The organism is Bacillus sp. P14.5 (assembly GCF_003316765.1).
Taxonomy (GTDB): Bacteria; Bacillota; Bacilli; order Bacillales; family Bacillaceae_B; genus Rossellomorea.
Window position 1 is genome coordinate 1 of record NZ_NIJF01000095.1, and the last position, 16,975, is coordinate 16,975.

Consider the following 16,975-nt stretch of genomic DNA (forward strand, 5'->3'; position numbering starts at 1 on the left):
TCGGGCTGACCAGGGCGCATTCGCTATTTATGACAATCCAGCTTCTGACCCGGGGTCCTCGCCTATCGGAACCTTCATCTGGAGAAGGTCCATCTGCCCCTTGCGAAGTTGTGCCTCAGGAGCGGTAATCAATTTTTAAAAAGACAGATGGCAGTAATGCATTTGAAAACAAAGGGGGATTTTTTGTGTCACAGAAGACATATGAACATGTACTGGAAGAGCAAAGGGAGAAAATATCCAGCGGCGGCCAGCAGAAATATCATGAAAAGCTTAAAGAACAAAATAAGCTTTTTGTAAGAGATCGTTTGAATCTATTGTTCGATAACGGGGAGTATCAAGAAGACGGCATGTTCGCCAATTGCCAGGAAGAAGGGCTTCCTGCCGATGGTGTAGTGACGGCAACTGGCAAAATTGGAGGAAGAACAGTTTGTGTTATGGCAAATGATTCTACAGTCAAAGCTGGATCATGGGGTGCCAGAACAGTGGAAAAAATCATCCGTATCCAGGAAACTGCCCTGAATCTTAAAGTGCCCATTCTGTACTTGGTCGACTCAGCTGGAGCGAGGATTACAGACCAGCTCGAAATGTTTCCTAACCGAAGAGGTGCAGGAAAGATTTTTCATAATCAAGTAAAAATGTCAGGCATGGTTCCGCAAATCTGCCTTTTATTTGGACCGTCAGCTGCAGGTGGCGCATACATACCGGCATTCTGTGATATCGTCATCATGGTGGATGGCAATGCTTCAATGTATCTTGGATCTCCGAGGATGGCGGAAAAGGTCATTGGTGAAAAAGTTACACTGGAAGAAATGGGCGGTGCAAGAATGCACTGTTCGATAAGCGGAGTGGGAGACATGCTGGCTTATTCAGAGGAAGAGGCTATCGAAGCTGCAAAAAATTATTTGACTTACTTCCCTTCTAATTATCTTCATAAGCCTGCAGCAGCAGAAAGTGTGAAACCTAAAGAAGGACGGTCGCTGGAGCAAATCATCCCGGAACATCAAAATGCACCATTCGATATGTATGAATGCATTGATGCTCTGATTGATGAAGGCAGCTTTTTTGAGATGAAGAAGTTATTTGCACAGGAACTCGTGACCGGTTTTGCCCGAATTGACGGAAAGCCGGTTGGAATCATCGCCAACCAGCCAAAAGTGAAGGGCGGCGTACTGTTTGTCGACTCTGCTGATAAAGCAGCAAAATTCATAACTTTATGTGACGCTTTTTCAATCCCTCTTCTTTTCCTGGCAGATGTACCGGGCTTCATGATTGGCACCAAAGTAGAGAGAGCAGGAATCATCAGGCATGGAGCAAAGCTGATTGCGGCAATGAGTTCGGCGACGGTGCCGAAGATTTCGGTCATTGTCAGAAAAGCATATGGTGCAGGACTTTATGCAATGGCAGGACCCGCCTTTGAGCCGGATGTCTGCATCGCCCTCCCGACGGCTCAAATAGCAGTTATGGGACCTGAAGCTGCTGTAAATGCAGTGTATTCAAATAAAATCCAGGCAATCGAAGATCCTAAAGAACGGATTGCCTATGTTCAGGAAAAACAAAAAGAGTATAAAGAGCATATCGATATTTACAAACTCGCTTCTGAAATGATTGTAGATGAAATAACAGGACCTAATGAATTACGAAATGTCCTTATCGAGCGCTATAAAGTATACGAGACAAAAGAAGTGGAGTTCAGTTCCAGGAAGCATCCGGTTTATCCGGTTTAACGGCCAAGGGTTAACCTTCAGATTCAAAATCGGGGTTAACCCTTTTCTATTGAAGTTGAAGGAATTTGATTCATTGGTAAAAAAATGTGTAAGAATGACCTGAAGCTATTTTCTCACCTATGGGGCAATGGTAGAATGATATTAGTAATATTAACCAGAATGAACGGATAGAGGAGATTGAATGAAAGTTGGAGTAATTGGCGGAGGGTCGATCGGCCTTCTATTTGCAGCGTATCTTGGTAAAATTTTTGAGGTTACCCTTTATGTCAAGAGACAAGAGCAGGAAGATACCCTTAATCGAAAAGGCATCACTCTGCTTGAGGGTGGGACTTCGACCTCTACGTATTTAAAGGCTTCAGCAGACCTTGAGGATTTGGGTGTACAGAATTTAATCATCATAGCTGTCAAACAGTACCATTTAGAAGATCTTTATGAGGACTTAACAAAAATCCCTCCAGGTATCCCTTTGCTGTTTCTCCAGAATGGGATCGGCCATTTGAAAATCCTTGAAAGTCTGCCGCACGAGCATATATATGTTGGAACGGTTGAACATGGTTCGCTTAAGGAATCAGATCATGTCGTGGCACACAAAGGGAAAGGGAAAACGAACACAGCTGTTTACCGGGGAAACATCGACCTGCTTAAGGAGCTGTCGCGAAACAGCAGGGACTTTCCGCTCGAGGTGCAGCAGGATTATGAAGTGATGCTTTTAGAAAAACTGGCGGTCAATGCTGTTATTAACCCTCTTACGGCTGTACTGGGGGTTAAGAACGGACGTTTATTTGAGATTGCTGAGTATGAGGCTCTCGCTAAGGAGGTCTTCAATGAGATTATTCTTTTATATCCGAAACTCAAGGGTGTCCTTGGATTTGAAGAAATAAAAGCAATTGCCTATAGGACACGGGAAAATACTTCATCCATGCTGGCGGATATCAAGGCAAAGAGAAGGACAGAGGTAGAAGCAATTTTGGGGGTGGTCATCGAAGAAGCGGATCACTCACGCACCCCGCTGAGTGTCATTCCTGTATTATATCAGATGGTCAAAGGGATGGATCATGATAGGAGGAAAGAATAATTGTCTACTATATTTTCCAGCCTAGTCGCTGTCTTCACTCTGGTTCCTTTTTTAGGTTATTTTGCTTCATTCATCGCAATGAAACAATTAACCGGCAGCCACAGAAGAGCTCTGAATACTGCTGTCAATGTTACAACTTTTCTCTTGATATTCTCAGTGCATTTTATCATTCAGGCAATATGGGATAAGTCGCTGCTTTGGGTGCTTATTCTGGTGCTTCTGATCAGTACGGGCATTCTTTCGGTAATCCACTGGAAAGTCAAAGAGGAAATCGTGTTCCTCCATGTCATCAAAGGAGGCTGGCGGTTAAATTTTCTCTTATTCTCCACAGCTTATATCCTCCTGCTTTTTTACGGTGTAGCTTCAAGGATCATGCAAACCTTTTAGATAGTTTTAAAAAATTTTATGGATCAATCTTCCTTTTCAGATGCCATCACTGTATATGAAAGGCTTGGCAGGTTTTTGCACACCCTGAACCATCAATCGGCGTTTTAACAAATTCTTCCTCTTGAGAATTTTAACAACGAACCATTCAGGCAAGTTTTTTCCTTTTATTGTTGTGGAATGCTATACTACGAACAGTAGAAGATGGAAGAAAAGGAGTCAGTTAATATGGAACTGGAAAGCTTATATATTCCAGCAACAAATCGTTTTGCTTCACTATACATACAACAGGAACCCCCGGTAACTTCTTTTTTCATTACAACCTTAAAGATCCCGAACTATTCTCAGGCAGAATCAGGGATTTAAACAATAGAGACTTTCCAAGGCACTCTCTAACGGAAGTCATTGAAGGGTACATGAAGCCTTTCCCTTCAAGTGTGCAGGTTGAAAAATCATTGAAAAAGCTGAAAGAAAATGCTGTTGTCGTCATCGGCGGCCAGCAGGCAGGATTATTGACGGGTCCGCTCTATACTATACATAAGGTCATTTCCATTATTAAACTCGCAAAAGAGCAGGAAGAAAAGCTCAAATATCCGGTCATTCCTGTCTTCTGGATTGCCGGTGAAGATCATGATTACCAGGAGATCAATCATGTCTTCGTTGAACAAAAGGGAAAACTGGAGAAAACGGGTTATCCTGAAAGAGCTTCTGATAAGAGGATGACAAGTGAGGTTCACTTCAATAAAGAGACGATGCGTAAATGGGTAAATCAGATAATTCATCATTTTGGAGAAACAGAATTCACAAAAGGATTATTAATGAGCCTTGAAAAATCTATAGCACAATCTGAATCGATTGTAGACTTTTTCAGCAGTATCATCATGTCCCTTTTCAAGGAGTATGGCCTGCTGATCATCGATTCTGCTTATCCTCCATTGAGGAAATTGGAGAAACCCTTTTTCCGTCACCTGCTTGAGGGAAGCGATATCCTATCCGAAAAAGTCAAAGATCAGCAAAACACCATTTTGGAAAAGGGGTTTCCGCTGACCATTGAAATGAAAGATAACGCAGCCAATCTGTTCATTAATGAAAATGGAGAAAGAATCCTCCTTGAACGGGAGGGGGATTCTTTCAAGGGAAAAAATGGAGAAGTACAATATACTCTTGGACAGCTTGAAGAAATCCTTGATACCGAGCCTCATAGATTCAGTAATAATGTAGTCACCCGTCCGCTGATGCAGGAGTGGCTTTTTCCCACCCTTGCTTTCATAGCAGGACCAGGTGAAATAGCCTACTGGGGAGAGTTGAAGAGTGCCTTTGATTGGGCAGGAAACAAGATGCCGCCGATAGTACCGCGTTTGAACCTTACTATTCTTGAGAGAGATGTTAAAAGGAATATAGAGGAGCTTAACCTTTCTCTTGATTCTGTCCTGAAGGATGGCGTGGAAAGGGAGAGAGTCCAATATTGGGAATCAGTGAAGGATGAAGACCTTGAAAGCAGGATTGGTGAAGCAGAAAGAATGCTTATGGAATGCTATGAAGGTATCCTTCCGAAGGCTTGCGCTGTTGACAAAGGGTTGGAGAGCATCATTGAAAAAAACCTCTCCTTTCACAAGCAGCAATTCGAATACTTGCGACTCAAAACCAACCATTCCCTTCAAAGTAAATATCAGCTGCAGCTGGGTAAATACGACAGGGTCGAGTCTTCTCTCAGACCTGGAGGAGCACCTCAAGAGCGGTTATGGAATCTATACTACTTCATGAACCGGTATGGAGAAGGTTTTGTCAAGGAATTGATGAAACTGCCGATGGAGTTTGACGGTAAGCACAAAATAATAAACATATGATGAGTCAGTTAGAAAGCGGTGCAGTCCTGCATCGCTTTTTTCTTTTTGTCTAAGAGCACTGCGGGAAATGAGGCTCGCAGGTGTCGCTGATGAGTAATGTGAGTAATATCAGGAGGGTGGAGAAGGGCCCAAGGTGTCCTTCGAGAACACCGTGAGTGCCAGCAGCAGGCCAAAAAAGTGTGCCAGGTGTACCTCGAGAGCACCATGAGAGCCACCAGAAGGCCAAAAAAGCGTCTCAGGTATCCCTCGTGAGGACCATGAGAGCCACCAGCAGGGCAAAAAGGGTCCCAGGTGCCCCTCGAGAACACCGTGAGTGCCACCAGAAGGCCAAAAAAGCGTCTCAGGTGTCCCTCGAGAGGACCATGAGAAAGAACCACCACAAAGCCAAAAAAGCGTCCCAGGTGTCACTCGTGCCCATTCAAAGAGACAATGCAAAAAGTAAAAGCCCAAATATAGGAAACATCCCGTATAGCCCAGCCCATTCCAATTGAAGTTAATTTAAAGAATTCCTTTTAGAGAAGAGATGAAAAAACAATTATAGCTCGTATCTCCATCATAATTCCTGCAGGGAAACTGCTTCCAAGACTGGCTTTGCTGAGGGCTAAAGAAATAATTCAAACAAACTTAAAAAAGCAGGAATTATTGTAACAAAAAAGAAATTAATATATGTGTGGAGAAAAGTGGGGGAATGTGGTACATTTGTGTTAGAAAGTGGGGGCAGTGGACATGTTCATGGGCGAATATCAACATAACATTGATAATAAAGGTCGTTTAATCGTCCCTTCCAAGTTCAGGGAGCATCTTAGTGATGCGTTTGTTTTGACACGTGGGCTTGATCAATGTTTATTCGGATATCCCATGGAGGAATGGAGAGCTTTAGAGGAAAAGCTGAAGACTCTGCCGCTGACCAAAAAAGACGCACGTTCTTTTACACGGTTTTTCTTTTCAGGAGCAACCGAATGTGAATTGGACAAGACCGGACGGATCAATATCCCCTCCACACTTACGGATTATGCAAAGCTAGAGAAGGAATGTGTAGTATTGGGAGTTTCCAATCGAATTGAGATTTGGAGTAAGCCTTTATGGGAAGACTATTTCTCACAGTCAGAAGATTCCTTTGCAGAAATTGCTGAGAATATGATTGATTTTAATATCTAATCAATTTCCTGCAGAACCAACCAACTATCCGGAAATAGACTTTACTGAATTGAAAGCAGTTCGATTGGAAAGGTGAATGAGAATGTTTGAACATACAACAGTTTTATTGAAAGAAACAGTGGATGAACTGGACATCAAAGAAGATGGCATTTATGTGGATTGCACGCTTGGCGGCGCGGGCCATAGTGAATACCTAGTCTCACAGCTCGGTGAAAACGGCAAGCTGTACTGCTTCGACCAAGACCAGACTGCCATAGACCATGCAAAAGAGAAGCTTAGTCCCTACCTTGACAGGGTAACGTTCATAAGGTCCAATTTTCGCTATATAAAAGAAGAACTAGCAGAACTGGGCGTTCATCAGGTGGATGGTATCTTATTTGACTTGGGAGTTTCCTCTCCACAGCTGGATACCCCGGAGAGAGGTTTCAGCTATCACCATGACGCGCCTCTTGATATGCGGATGGATATGGAAGGCGATTTGACAGCGCATGAAGTGGTGAATGAGTGGCGTTATGAAGACCTTGTTCGGATTTTCTTTCGTTATGGAGAAGAGAAGTTCTCCAAGCAGATTGCCAGAAAGATTGAAGCAGCGAGAGAGAGTAAGCCAATTGAAACCACAGGTGAGCTGGTTGATTTAATCAAGGAAGGAATTCCCGCACCGGCGAGAAGAAAAGGCGGACATCCAGCCAAACGGGTATTCCAGGCAATCAGGATTGCCGTCAATGATGAGCTGGACGCAGTTGAAGAAGCACTTGAAAAATCGATAGAGATACTGAAGCCGGGCGGAAGGATAAGTGTGATAACCTTCCACTCTCTTGAAGACCGCATTTGCAAAACAATTTTTAAAGAGAAAGCTTCAGGACCTGATCTGCCGCACGGCCTCCCGATTATTCCGGATGAGTATAAGCCGGAACTGAAATTGGTGACCCGAAAGCCGATACTGCCAAGTGATCAAGAATTAGAAGAAAATAATAGAGCTCGTTCTGCCAAGTTAAGGGTTGCAGAAAAAGCGTAGAAAAAATAACAGAAGGGAGCAGAGAGAGTGAGTAATTTAGCAAGGAAGTATCGTGAACAAACAGTCCAGCAGCCTCAGCGGCAACAGGAAGCAATTCCGGTAAGAGAAGAAAGGCCCCTCATTACACCCGGGGAGAAAATTTTGGTGGCACTCATAGGAGTAGTATTTTGCTTTATGGCCGTCAACATCATTTCCACACAGTCTTCCATTTATAAAGCAAATAAAGAAATTCAGGTTGTACAGTCTCAAATTGACGTGCAGGAAAAAGCCAACAGTGACCTTAAATTACAGGTCAGTGAGTTAAGTACATACGAAAGGATCCTGGAGAAGGCTAAAGAGCTGGGACTTGATCTGAAAGAAAAGAATGTTAAGGTTGTGCAGAATCAATGAAAAAGAGACCGGGAATGAGAATCGGAGCAGCCATCCTTTTTGGATTTTTCGGCCTGCTCTTTTTTGTTTTGATGATTCGCTTTGTGACAATTCAGGTCACCGGTGAAGCTGATGGAAAGGCACTGGCTGCACAAGCCGCAAAGAAGTACCTCAAAACCGGGGTTCTTGAAGCAGCGAGAGGAACGATTTATGATCAAAAAGGGGAAGTGATTGCAGAGGATACATCTGCTTATACCCTTGTGGCCATCCTGGATGATTCTGTATCAAAGGACAGTGAAAAGCCAAAACATGTTCAGGATATCAGAAAAACAGCAGAAGTGCTGGCCCCTTTACTGGAGGCTGATGAGTCCGAACTTTACGAACGTCTTTCCCAAGGGGTCGAGAAAAAGAGATTCCAGGTTGAATTCGGCAGCCCGGGAAGAGGGCTTTCCCATCAATTAAAGCTTGATATTGAAAAGCAAGAACTTCCTGGCATCACCTTTGTAAAAGAGTCTAAGAGATTTTATCCCAATGGAATATTCTCTTCTCACTTGATTGGTTTTGCCCAAAAAGAAGAAAAGGATGACAATTCCACTGAAATTGTCGGCAAGATGGGCATTGAGCAAAGCCTGAATGACTACCTTACCGGTAAAAACGGAAAGGTAAAGTATGACAGCGACAAGTGGGGATATATCCTTCCACAGACCGAAGAGCATGTGACACCGCCGCAAAATGGTAACGATGTGTACCTGACGATTGATAAAAAGATTCAAACCTTCTTGGAAGAGACGATGAGCAAAGTGGATCAGCAATATAAACCGGAAAACATGCTGGCAGTTGTAGCTGATCCAAAAACAGGCAAAATTCTTGCCATGGCTCAGAGACCCACTTTTCATCCTGATACAAGAGAAGACCTTCAATCTTGGCAGAATGAGATAGTCGAGTCTTCATACGAACCGGGGTCGACCATGAAAAGCTTTTCCTTGGCAGCCGCGGTGGAGGAAGGCGTGTTTGATCCTAATGCATACTATGAGTCTGGAAGGTACTATGTTGGTGATCAATCGATTGGAGATTGGAACTATGGAAAAGGGTGGGGAACCATTACTTACCTAGAAGGTCTTCAAAGATCTTCTAACGTTGCTTTTGCGGAGCTGCTGGAACGAATTGGGGAAGATAAGTATAAAGAATATTTAAATTCCTTTGGGTTTGGAAAAGCAACGGGAATTGAACTTCCAAATGAAAGTGCAGGAAGAATTCTTTATAACTACCCAATTGAAAGGGTAACTACAATCTTCGGTCAAGGATCAACTGTTACACCCCTTCAATTAATTCAAGCTGAAACTGCAATAGCAAACAACGGGAAAATGATGAAACCCTATATTATTGAAAAAATTGTGGATCATGATTCGAAAAAAGTGATTCAAAAAAGAGAACCGGATATTGCCGGTACACCAATTTCTGAAGGAACTGCGAAAAAAGTCCGTGAATATTTGGCCTCAACTGTAACTTCTGAAAATGGAACAGGGAAACCTTTTGCTTTAGAAGGATATCAAGTTGCAGGTAAGTCTGGAACAGCTCAGATTATTGATGAGAATGGAAAATATCAAGGCGGTAAAGAAAATTTCTTATTTTCCTTTTTAGGGATGGCCCCAGCAGACGATCCTCAGCTGATTGTTTATGTTGCTGTGAAAAAGCCTACATTAAGCGGCAGTGAAATAGGTTCCGATCCCGTTTCCGATGTTTTCAATCCGGTAATGCTCAACAGCTTGAAATACTTGAACATCAAACCTGAAAAAAGTAAAAGCTTGAAAAAAGCTGAAGTGCCTGACCTGACGGGAGAATCTGTAGAGAAGGCGAAGAAACAGCTGGAGGATGCAGGGCTCAAACCGGTTATTATAGGGAACGGTCCCCAGGTTAAAAACCAGTCAGTCTCTTCCGGTGAAGAACTGTTGCAGGGGGAAAGGATTGTACTGCGTACAGATGGGGACCTGACCGTGCCGGATATGCGTGGATGGTCGGTCAGGGATGTCCTGAAGGTAACGAAAATGTCCAACTTGAAATTGAATATTGCAGGAACAGGCTATGTTACCAAACAAAACATCACACCAGGTTCTACAGTCAAAGAAGATGAGCCGCTTGTAGTAACCTTCCAGACTCCTGAACAGCAGCAGGAGGAAGAGAAAAATGCGAGTGAGACCGACGAAGAAGCCCCATTGAACTAATAATAAAGACCGGAGATGGTTCTCCGGTCTTTTGCTATTCTCCACAAGCTGTTCAATATAGATCGTCTGAAAAGGCACAAGTTGTTGAGGTGCATTATGAAAGTCTCTTCGTTTGCCATAATTGGGCGGAATGAGCCTAGTATGCTAGGAAAAAAGATCTTCTCTGCCTGTTTAGAGAGAAAACTATGATTCCAGAGAGAATATCCGGGACTTGGGATTTTTCAGAAAACAACAATGCAGGCGAAGCCGAGGAGGCTCAACGCCGCCCCGCGGAGTCGCGCGTCTGGAGCGGAAATGCATTATTTTTAAAATAGCCACAAACTTTGCGAAAACAGCTTTATAAAAGGCTATTTTCGTAAACTTTGTTGCTATTTAATACTAATTTTGAAAAAATAATCATAGTACGAAGGAATAATTTAGTATTAATGAAAAGAAAAGAGCTACTCTTCCCCGATTAAAGAAAAACTCCTAGTATCCGGGGAATAATCCGGCTCTTGGGATTTTTCCGAAAGCAACAAAATATGCGAAAACAGCTTTATAAAAAGAGCTGTCTATCTCTCTCTGGGATGAGCTCACCAGGAATGATCCCCGGCTTCCCGCATAGTTCTCTTCCTATCATACTTCCACTTGTACAGGCATATAATGGAACGAGCCAAATAAGGGGAGGTTCTGCGTGTGAAAAGAGTATCGAATGTAACGGTGAGGAAGAGATTGGCATTTGCTCTGGTAATGGGAATTTTAATATTCGCAATTATAGATGTGAGGCTAGGGTATGTCCAGTTTTTCATGGGGGACAAGCTGACGGGCTTGGCGAAGGATTCCTGGAGCAGGAACATTCCTTTTGAACCGGAGAGAGGTAAGATATTGGATAAGAATGGAGTGGAGCTTGCAACCAACCAGAGTGCTCCAACTGTCTTTGTTGTTCCCAGACAGATCACTGATCCCGCTAAAACGTCAGAGAAGCTGGCAGCAGCGCTCAACCTGCCGTTGGAGGAAATTTATCAATATGTAACAAAGTCAGCTTCCATGGTAAGAATCAATGAGGCGAGAAAGATTTCCTACGAAAAGGCAAAGGAAATCCGCGACCTGAATCTTAAAGGGGTTTATATAGCAGAGGATTCCAAAAGATATTATCCTTTTGGAAGTTATCTGTCTCATGTTCTTGGATTTGCGGGAGTCGATAACCAGGGGCTGATGGGGCTGGAACTTTTTTATGACAAGGAATTGAGCGGGGATGGCGGTTCGGTCAAGTTCTTCTCGGACGCTAAAGGCAAACGCATGCCGGATATGGCGGATGATTATGAGGCGCCGGTGGACGGTCTTGATCTCAAATTGACCATAGATACCAAGGTTCAGACTATCATAGAAAGAGAGCTTGATATAGCTGAAGCGGCATATAACCCTGATGGCATCATCGCTATTGCAATGAATCCGAATAATGGGGAGATATTGGCAATGTCAAGCAGGCCGACCTTTGACCCTGCCAACTTCAGGAACGTTCCACAGGAGATCTATAATCGAAACCTGCCGATATGGAGTACTTATGAGCCCGGTTCCACTTTTAAAATCATCACCCTGGCAGCTGCACTTGAAGAGAATAAAGTAGACCTGACTAAAGAAAAATTCCATGATCCAGGACATGTGGAAGTTGCGGGTTCCACTCTTCATTGCTGGAAGAGAGGGGGGCATGGGACCCAAACCTTCCTGGAAGTAGTCCAGAATTCCTGTAACCCGGGCTTTGTGGAACTGGGAGAGAGGCTTGGCAAGGATACACTGTTCAAGTATATAAAAGATTTTGGTTTCGGACAGAAAACAGGGATTGATCTTCAAGGTGAAGGGAAAGGGCTTTTGTTTAACTTGGATCGTGTCGGACCTGTTGAGCAGGCGACCACTGCTTTCGGCCAGGGTGTTGCAGTGACTCCAATCCAGCAGGTTGCCGCCGTTTCGGCAGCCATCAACGGCGGTACTCTTTATCAGCCATATGTGGCTAAGGAACTTGTAGACCCGAAAACAGGGGAAGTGGTGATGAGGAATTCACCGCAGGCGAAAAAACAGGTCATTTCCAAAGAAACTTCAGAAGAAATCCGCTTTGCCCTGGAAAGTGTAGTCGCACAAGGAACTGGAAAAGGGGCATTTGTTGACGGTTATAGAGTGGGCGGAAAAACCGGGACAGCCCAGAAGGTTAAGGACGGCCGTTATATGGAGAATAACCACATCGTCTCCTTCCTGGGGTTTGCACCGGCAGACAAGCCGGAAATAGTCGTGTATCTCGCGGTGGATAACCCTAAAGGAACAGTTCAGTTCGGCGGCGTAGTGGCTGCTCCTATAGTTGGTAATATCATTGGTGACAGCTTACGGGCGATGGGCGTAGCTCCGAGAGAAGATCAAATTGAGAAAAAAATGACATGGCTTGACACTCCTTTACTGGAGACACCTGATCTGATAGGCTTCACTAGAAAAGAGCTGCAGCAGCAGCTCATCAATTTGAAGCTTGACATTAGCGGAGAGGGTAATAAGGTAGTGGCCCAGTCGCCTGATCCCGGTGTGAAAATCAAAGAGGGCGGGACAATAAGAATTCAAATGTCAGAGTGATTCACAAGGCATAATAGGATGCTGTCAGCCTGAAGCCGGAACATAAAATCGGTTATCGGTTTCAGGCACAATCCTTGAGAATCACTCATTTCTTTCGTTGTCTGAACATAATCTTATAACGTGGAAGCATTTTGGTGCAGAAGATGACCATGAAACATATTTCGGGGTTTTAATAAATTGTCAAAACTAATCTAAAAGGTTAATAGATTTCAGCCGCGTTTTTCTGTAAAATAAAAAATGGTTGCTTTACATACATGAGGAGTTGAAAAGATGAAATTGCACACTTTGCTGGGAGTACTGCCGTTCTATACGACCAGGGGGAATGGAAATCCTGAAATTGCAAACTTAAAAAACCATCATAAAAAGGTTCAAAATGGTGATTTATTTTTTGTATAAAAGGGTCAGATGTTGACAGCCATACTCTAGCAAAAGAAGCAGTTCTCTCCGGTGCAGCAGCGGTGATTGCCGAGCAGGAGCTGGATCTCGACCTGGATATTCCGGTGGTAATCGTGAAGGATTCCAGAAGGGCGATGGCGGTACTGGCATGCCGTTTTTATAATCATCCATCCAAGCAGCTGAAGTTGATCGGTGTCACAGGGACGAATGGAAAGACTACGACCACCCACTTAATCGAAAGGATTTTCAGTATGAATGGTGACAAAACAGGTTTAATTGGCACCTTATATGTGAAAACAGGAGATGAAGTGGTGGCGAGCAAGAATACTACGCCCGACAGTCTTACCTTGCAGCAGCTTTTTCGTGAATTCATCAGCTCCGGGGTCAAAAAGGCAGTTATGGAGGTTTCGTCTCACGCATTGTATCAAGGACGGGTGCATGGCTGTGACTTTGATATAGCCGTATTCACCAACATCACTCAGGATCACCTGGATTACCACCGAACAATGGAAGATTATAAAAGTGCAAAAAGTCTGCTGTTTTCACAGCTTGGGAATTCAATTATGGAGGGTCGGCCCAAATACTCCATAATCAATCTCGATGACCCTTCCGCCGAATTCTTTATCCAATCAACGGCAGCACATGTTATTACATACGGTCTTCATTCAGGGGCAGACTTTCATGCCAAGGATATCCACCTGCGCCGCAATGGTTCCTCATTTACGATGGTCACACCCAAGGAACATATCGACATGAATATTCAATTGGCTGGAAAATTCAATATTTATAATGTTCTTGCCGCATCAGCTTCGGCTTATATTTCAGGCATACCATTAAAAAAGATCAAGTCTGCGATCCAATCGATCACAGGGGTAAGCGGAAGGTTTGAACATGTGGAAGCCGGCCAGGATTTTTCTGTGATTGTTGACTATGCCCATACGCCTGACAGCCTGGAAAATGTCTTAAAGACGATTGAAAGCATAACAGAGGAAAAGGTGATTGTTGTCGTGGGGTGCGGAGGCGACAGGGATAAAACCAAAAGACCGGTTATGGCGGAAATCGCATGTAAGTATGGAGATCAAGTTATTTTCACTTCCGATAATCCTCGGAATGAGGATCCTTTGGAAATCATATCGGATATGACCGAGGGTTTAAAGCATACAAATTATTGTGTCCTGGATGACAGGGAGGAAGCTATAAATCATGCAATCTCCATTGCGGACAAAGGAGATGTGGTGCTTATTGCAGGGAAAGGCCACGAAGCCTATCAGATCATCGGCGACACCGTGACCCAATTCGATGACAGGGAAGCTGCGAAGGCTGCTATAGAGAGGCTGGGATGATGCTGGCCTATAATACTGTTGAGAAGTTTGCTTCTGGAGCTAGGGGAATTAAGGAAGTCACTCTTCATTTTGCCGTTGTGACTGGAGAAACAATAGAAGAAATGCCGATGGGCCTCTTCATTCCTTCTTCAGGAAGGGATTTGTTTGAGGCAATACATAAAGGAGCGGTTGGTTCATTATGGCCGAATGGTACAGAATTGCCAGCATGGCTGCCGAATCATTTCCCGGTATTTCTTTCTGATAACCCAGCAGGGGACGCACTAGCAATTCTGGATTATTATTACAACAATACGAAACAAGAAGAGTGGGGAACGATGACAAAATTTATTTTTAAAGACGAAGAAAAGAATAAACTTTACAAGATTACCAATCAACAGCAATTTTGTAACACCAGAGATCTTGCAAAGAGATCATTGCTTAATAAGGAAGGGGGATTGGGATAATGGAGAATGTCATATTTTATACAATCCTTATGGGATTCTTAGTAACGGTCGTGCTCTCTCCGATCTTCATCCCATTCCTGAGAAGATTGAAATTCGGCCAGAGCATCAGGGAAGAAGGACCGAAATCGCATCAGAAGAAATCCGGAACGCCGACAATGGGAGGACTTGTGTTCCTGTTGTCCATCATGATTACGACAGTGTTCATAACAAGCAGATATTCAGACCTGGGAGCTGAAACCTTCCTGCTGCTTCTCGTTACAGTGGGCTTCGGGATCCTTGGCTTTCTTGATGACTTCATTAAAGTAGTGATGAAGAGAAACCTCGGTTTGACTTCGAAACAAAAGCTTGCTGGGCAAATCGTGATTTCAGCCATTTTCTTCTATATTTATCAACAAAATGATTTTGCTTCGACTGTTTCCATTCCGTTGACAGATATCAGTGTCGACCTGGGATGGTTTTATGTGTTCTTCATCATTTTCTGGCTGGTAGGATTCTCGAACGCAGTTAATTTGACGGATGGATTGGATGGACTGGTTTCAGGTACCTCGGCGATTGCATTCGGAGCGCTTGCTGTGCTTGCCTGGAATCAATCTCAATATGATATTTCCATATTTGCGGTCGCTGTAGTCGGCGCCGTTCTTGGGTTCCTCGTCTTTAACGCACATCCCGCCAAGGTATTCATGGGAGATACAGGGTCGCTGGCTCTTGGAGGGGCTATTGCTGCGATCGCAATCCTTACAAAGCTTGAAATTCTGCTCGTTTTGATAGGCGGGGTCTTTGTAATTGAAACGCTATCTGTCATAATTCAGGTAATATCTTTCAAAACTACTGGGAAGCGGGTATTCAGAATGAGTCCGCTTCATCACCATTACGAGCTGGTAGGCTGGTCTGAATGGAGAGTCGTCGTGACTTTCTGGACGGTCGGACTGCTTTGTGCAGTATTAGGAATTTATATTGAGGTGTGGATCTAATTGAAAACAATACTAAAGTTTAAACACAAAAAGTACTAGTATTGGGTTTGGCAAAAGCGGGGTCAGTGCGGCTTCGCTGCTGCATAAATTGGAAGCTTTCGTAACAGTTAACGACAGGAAGCCTTTCTCTGAAAATCCTGAAGCTCAAGGCCTTCTGCAGCAAGGGATCAAGGTGATCTGCGGGAGCCATCCGATTGAACTGCTGGATGAGGGCTTTGACTATATTGTCAAAAATCCAGGAATCCCTTATGACAACCCCCTTGTAAGCGGTGCTGCCGAAAAAGGTATACCGGTAATTACAGAAGTTGAACTTGCCTATTTGGTGTCAGAGGCACCGTTCATTGGCATCACAGGTACGAACGGTAAGACGACGACAACCACTTTAGTTTTTGAAATGTTGAATAAAGGCGGGAAAATGCCTTTAATAGCGGGGAATATCGGGACAGTTGCATCCGAAGTAGCACAGGAGGCGAAGGAAGAAAATAATATCGTTATTGAACTTTCTTCCTTCCAGCTGATGGGGATAGAATCTTTCCGGCCAAAAATCAGTATTTTCATTAATCTTTATGAAGCGCATCTGGATTACCATGGTTCAATTGAAGACTATGCCAAAGCAAAAGCAAATATAACCGCTAATCAGACTGATGAAGATTACCTTGTCCTAAATGCGGACCAGCCTCAGCTTGAAGATCTTTTACGTTTTTCAAAAGCGGAAAAAATTTATTTCTCCACCAAGAGGGTCATTGAAGATGGGGCGTGCATCATGGACGGCGCCATTTACTTCAACAAAGAAAAAATTATGGATACAGACTCGATAGCACTGCCGGGAAAACACAATCTTGAAAATATTCTATGTGCTGTCATTGCGGCAAAATTAAGCGGCGTAAAAAATGAAGATATAGAAGAAGTTTTGAAGACATTTGCCGGTGTGAAGCACAGGACCCAATTTGTGCGGTCCCTCAATGGCATCTCTTTTTATAACGATTCCAAAGCAACCAATGTATTGGCTGCTAAAAGTGCATTGGAAGCATTTGACCAGCCGACGATCCTGCTGGCAGGCGGCCTGGATAGAGGAAACAGCTTTGATGAGCTCATCCCTTATATGAAAAATGTAAAAGCCCTGGTCACTTTCGGTGAGACTGCTTCAAAATTAATGGAGACAGCGGAAAGGGCAGGGATACAAACAGTGAAACATGTCGATAATGTAGAGGCTGCAGTACCTGCTGCTTATGAGATTGCGGAAGAAGGGGATGTAATCCTGCTCTCGCCTGCATGTGCGAGCTGGGATCAATATCGCACTTTTGAAGTCCGCGGTGACATTTTTATAGATGAGGTGCATAAGCTTAAATAAGAGCTTGTCTATATTGGAGCAATAAGATAAACAACCGTGTGCTGACAACAAAAAATCAAAGGTTTTGATTGCTCGAAACGGCTCA

General features: G+C 43.8%; 11 protein-coding genes and 2 pseudogenes. All 13 read left to right on the top strand.

Translation table 11 applies throughout. The annotated features are described in order from the left end of the window. Positions 1 to 212: 212 nt before the first annotated feature. The 13 genes and pseudogenes from B9Z54_RS18075 to murD all read left to right on the top strand — a co-directional run bounded on the left by B9Z54_RS18075 (position 213) and on the right by murD (position 16,890). Entirely contained in the window at positions 213 to 1,724 is a 1,512-nt protein-coding gene (locus B9Z54_RS18075) for an acyl-CoA carboxylase subunit beta (protein WP_481747807.1), read from the top strand. 181 nt (positions 1,725 to 1,905) lie between these two features. Continuing rightward, positions 1,906 to 2,799, top strand: a complete 894-nt coding sequence (locus tag B9Z54_RS18080) for a 2-dehydropantoate 2-reductase (RefSeq protein ID WP_113929799.1) — start codon at positions 1,906 to 1,908, stop codon at positions 2,797 to 2,799. After that, complete coding sequence (locus B9Z54_RS18085) at positions 2,800 to 3,186, top strand: DUF3397 domain-containing protein (RefSeq protein ID WP_113929800.1); 387 nt, start codon at positions 2,800 to 2,802, stop codon at positions 3,184 to 3,186. A 350-nt stretch (positions 3,187 to 3,536) separates the two neighbouring features. After that, entirely contained in the window at positions 3,537 to 5,030 is a 1,494-nt protein-coding gene (bshC, locus tag B9Z54_RS18090) for a bacillithiol biosynthesis cysteine-adding enzyme BshC (protein ID WP_240190018.1), read from the top strand. A 726-nt stretch (positions 5,031 to 5,756) separates the two neighbouring features. Further along, positions 5,757 to 6,188: a division/cell wall cluster transcriptional repressor MraZ gene (gene mraZ / locus B9Z54_RS18100; protein ID WP_113929802.1), complete on the top strand. Its 432-nt coding sequence runs from the start codon at positions 5,757 to 5,759 to the stop codon at positions 6,186 to 6,188. Positions 6,189 to 6,270: 82 nt separating this feature from the next. After that, a complete protein-coding gene (rsmH, locus tag B9Z54_RS18105) occupies positions 6,271 to 7,203 on the top strand; it encodes a 16S rRNA (cytosine(1402)-N(4))-methyltransferase RsmH (RefSeq protein ID WP_113929803.1) in 933 nt (310 codons plus the stop codon). A 27-nt stretch (positions 7,204 to 7,230) separates the two neighbouring features. Continuing rightward, positions 7,231 to 7,593, top strand: a complete 363-nt coding sequence (gene ftsL, locus B9Z54_RS18110) for a cell division protein FtsL (RefSeq protein WP_113929804.1) — start codon at positions 7,231 to 7,233, stop codon at positions 7,591 to 7,593. Continuing rightward, a complete protein-coding gene (locus B9Z54_RS18115) occupies positions 7,590 to 9,794 on the top strand; it encodes a penicillin-binding protein (RefSeq protein WP_113929805.1) in 2,205 nt (734 codons plus the stop codon). The genes ftsL and B9Z54_RS18115 overlap by 4 nt, the downstream gene beginning before the upstream one ends. Positions 9,795 to 10,469: 675 nt before the next feature. Then, positions 10,470 to 12,386, top strand: coding sequence for a stage V sporulation protein D (locus tag B9Z54_RS18120; protein ID WP_262371009.1), 1,917 nt, complete (start codon positions 10,470 to 10,472; stop codon positions 12,384 to 12,386). Between the two features lie 270 nt (positions 12,387 to 12,656). Further along, positions 12,657 to 14,125 (top strand): annotated as a pseudogene (locus B9Z54_RS18125) (UDP-N-acetylmuramoyl-L-alanyl-D-glutamate--2,6-diaminopimelate ligase). After that, positions 14,125 to 14,568 (top strand): hypothetical protein, encoded by a 444-nt coding sequence (locus B9Z54_RS18130; protein ID WP_113929806.1) that lies wholly within the window; start codon positions 14,125 to 14,127, stop codon positions 14,566 to 14,568. Before B9Z54_RS18125 ends, B9Z54_RS18130 begins: the two are co-directional and overlap by 1 nt. Then, a complete protein-coding gene (gene mraY, locus B9Z54_RS18135; protein WP_113929807.1) occupies positions 14,565 to 15,539 on the top strand; it encodes a phospho-N-acetylmuramoyl-pentapeptide-transferase in 975 nt (324 codons plus the stop codon). The genes B9Z54_RS18130 and mraY overlap by 4 nt, the downstream gene beginning before the upstream one ends. Further along, positions 15,540 to 16,890, top strand: a pseudogene (gene murD / locus B9Z54_RS18140) (UDP-N-acetylmuramoyl-L-alanine--D-glutamate ligase). Positions 16,891 to 16,975 lie beyond the last annotated feature (85 nt).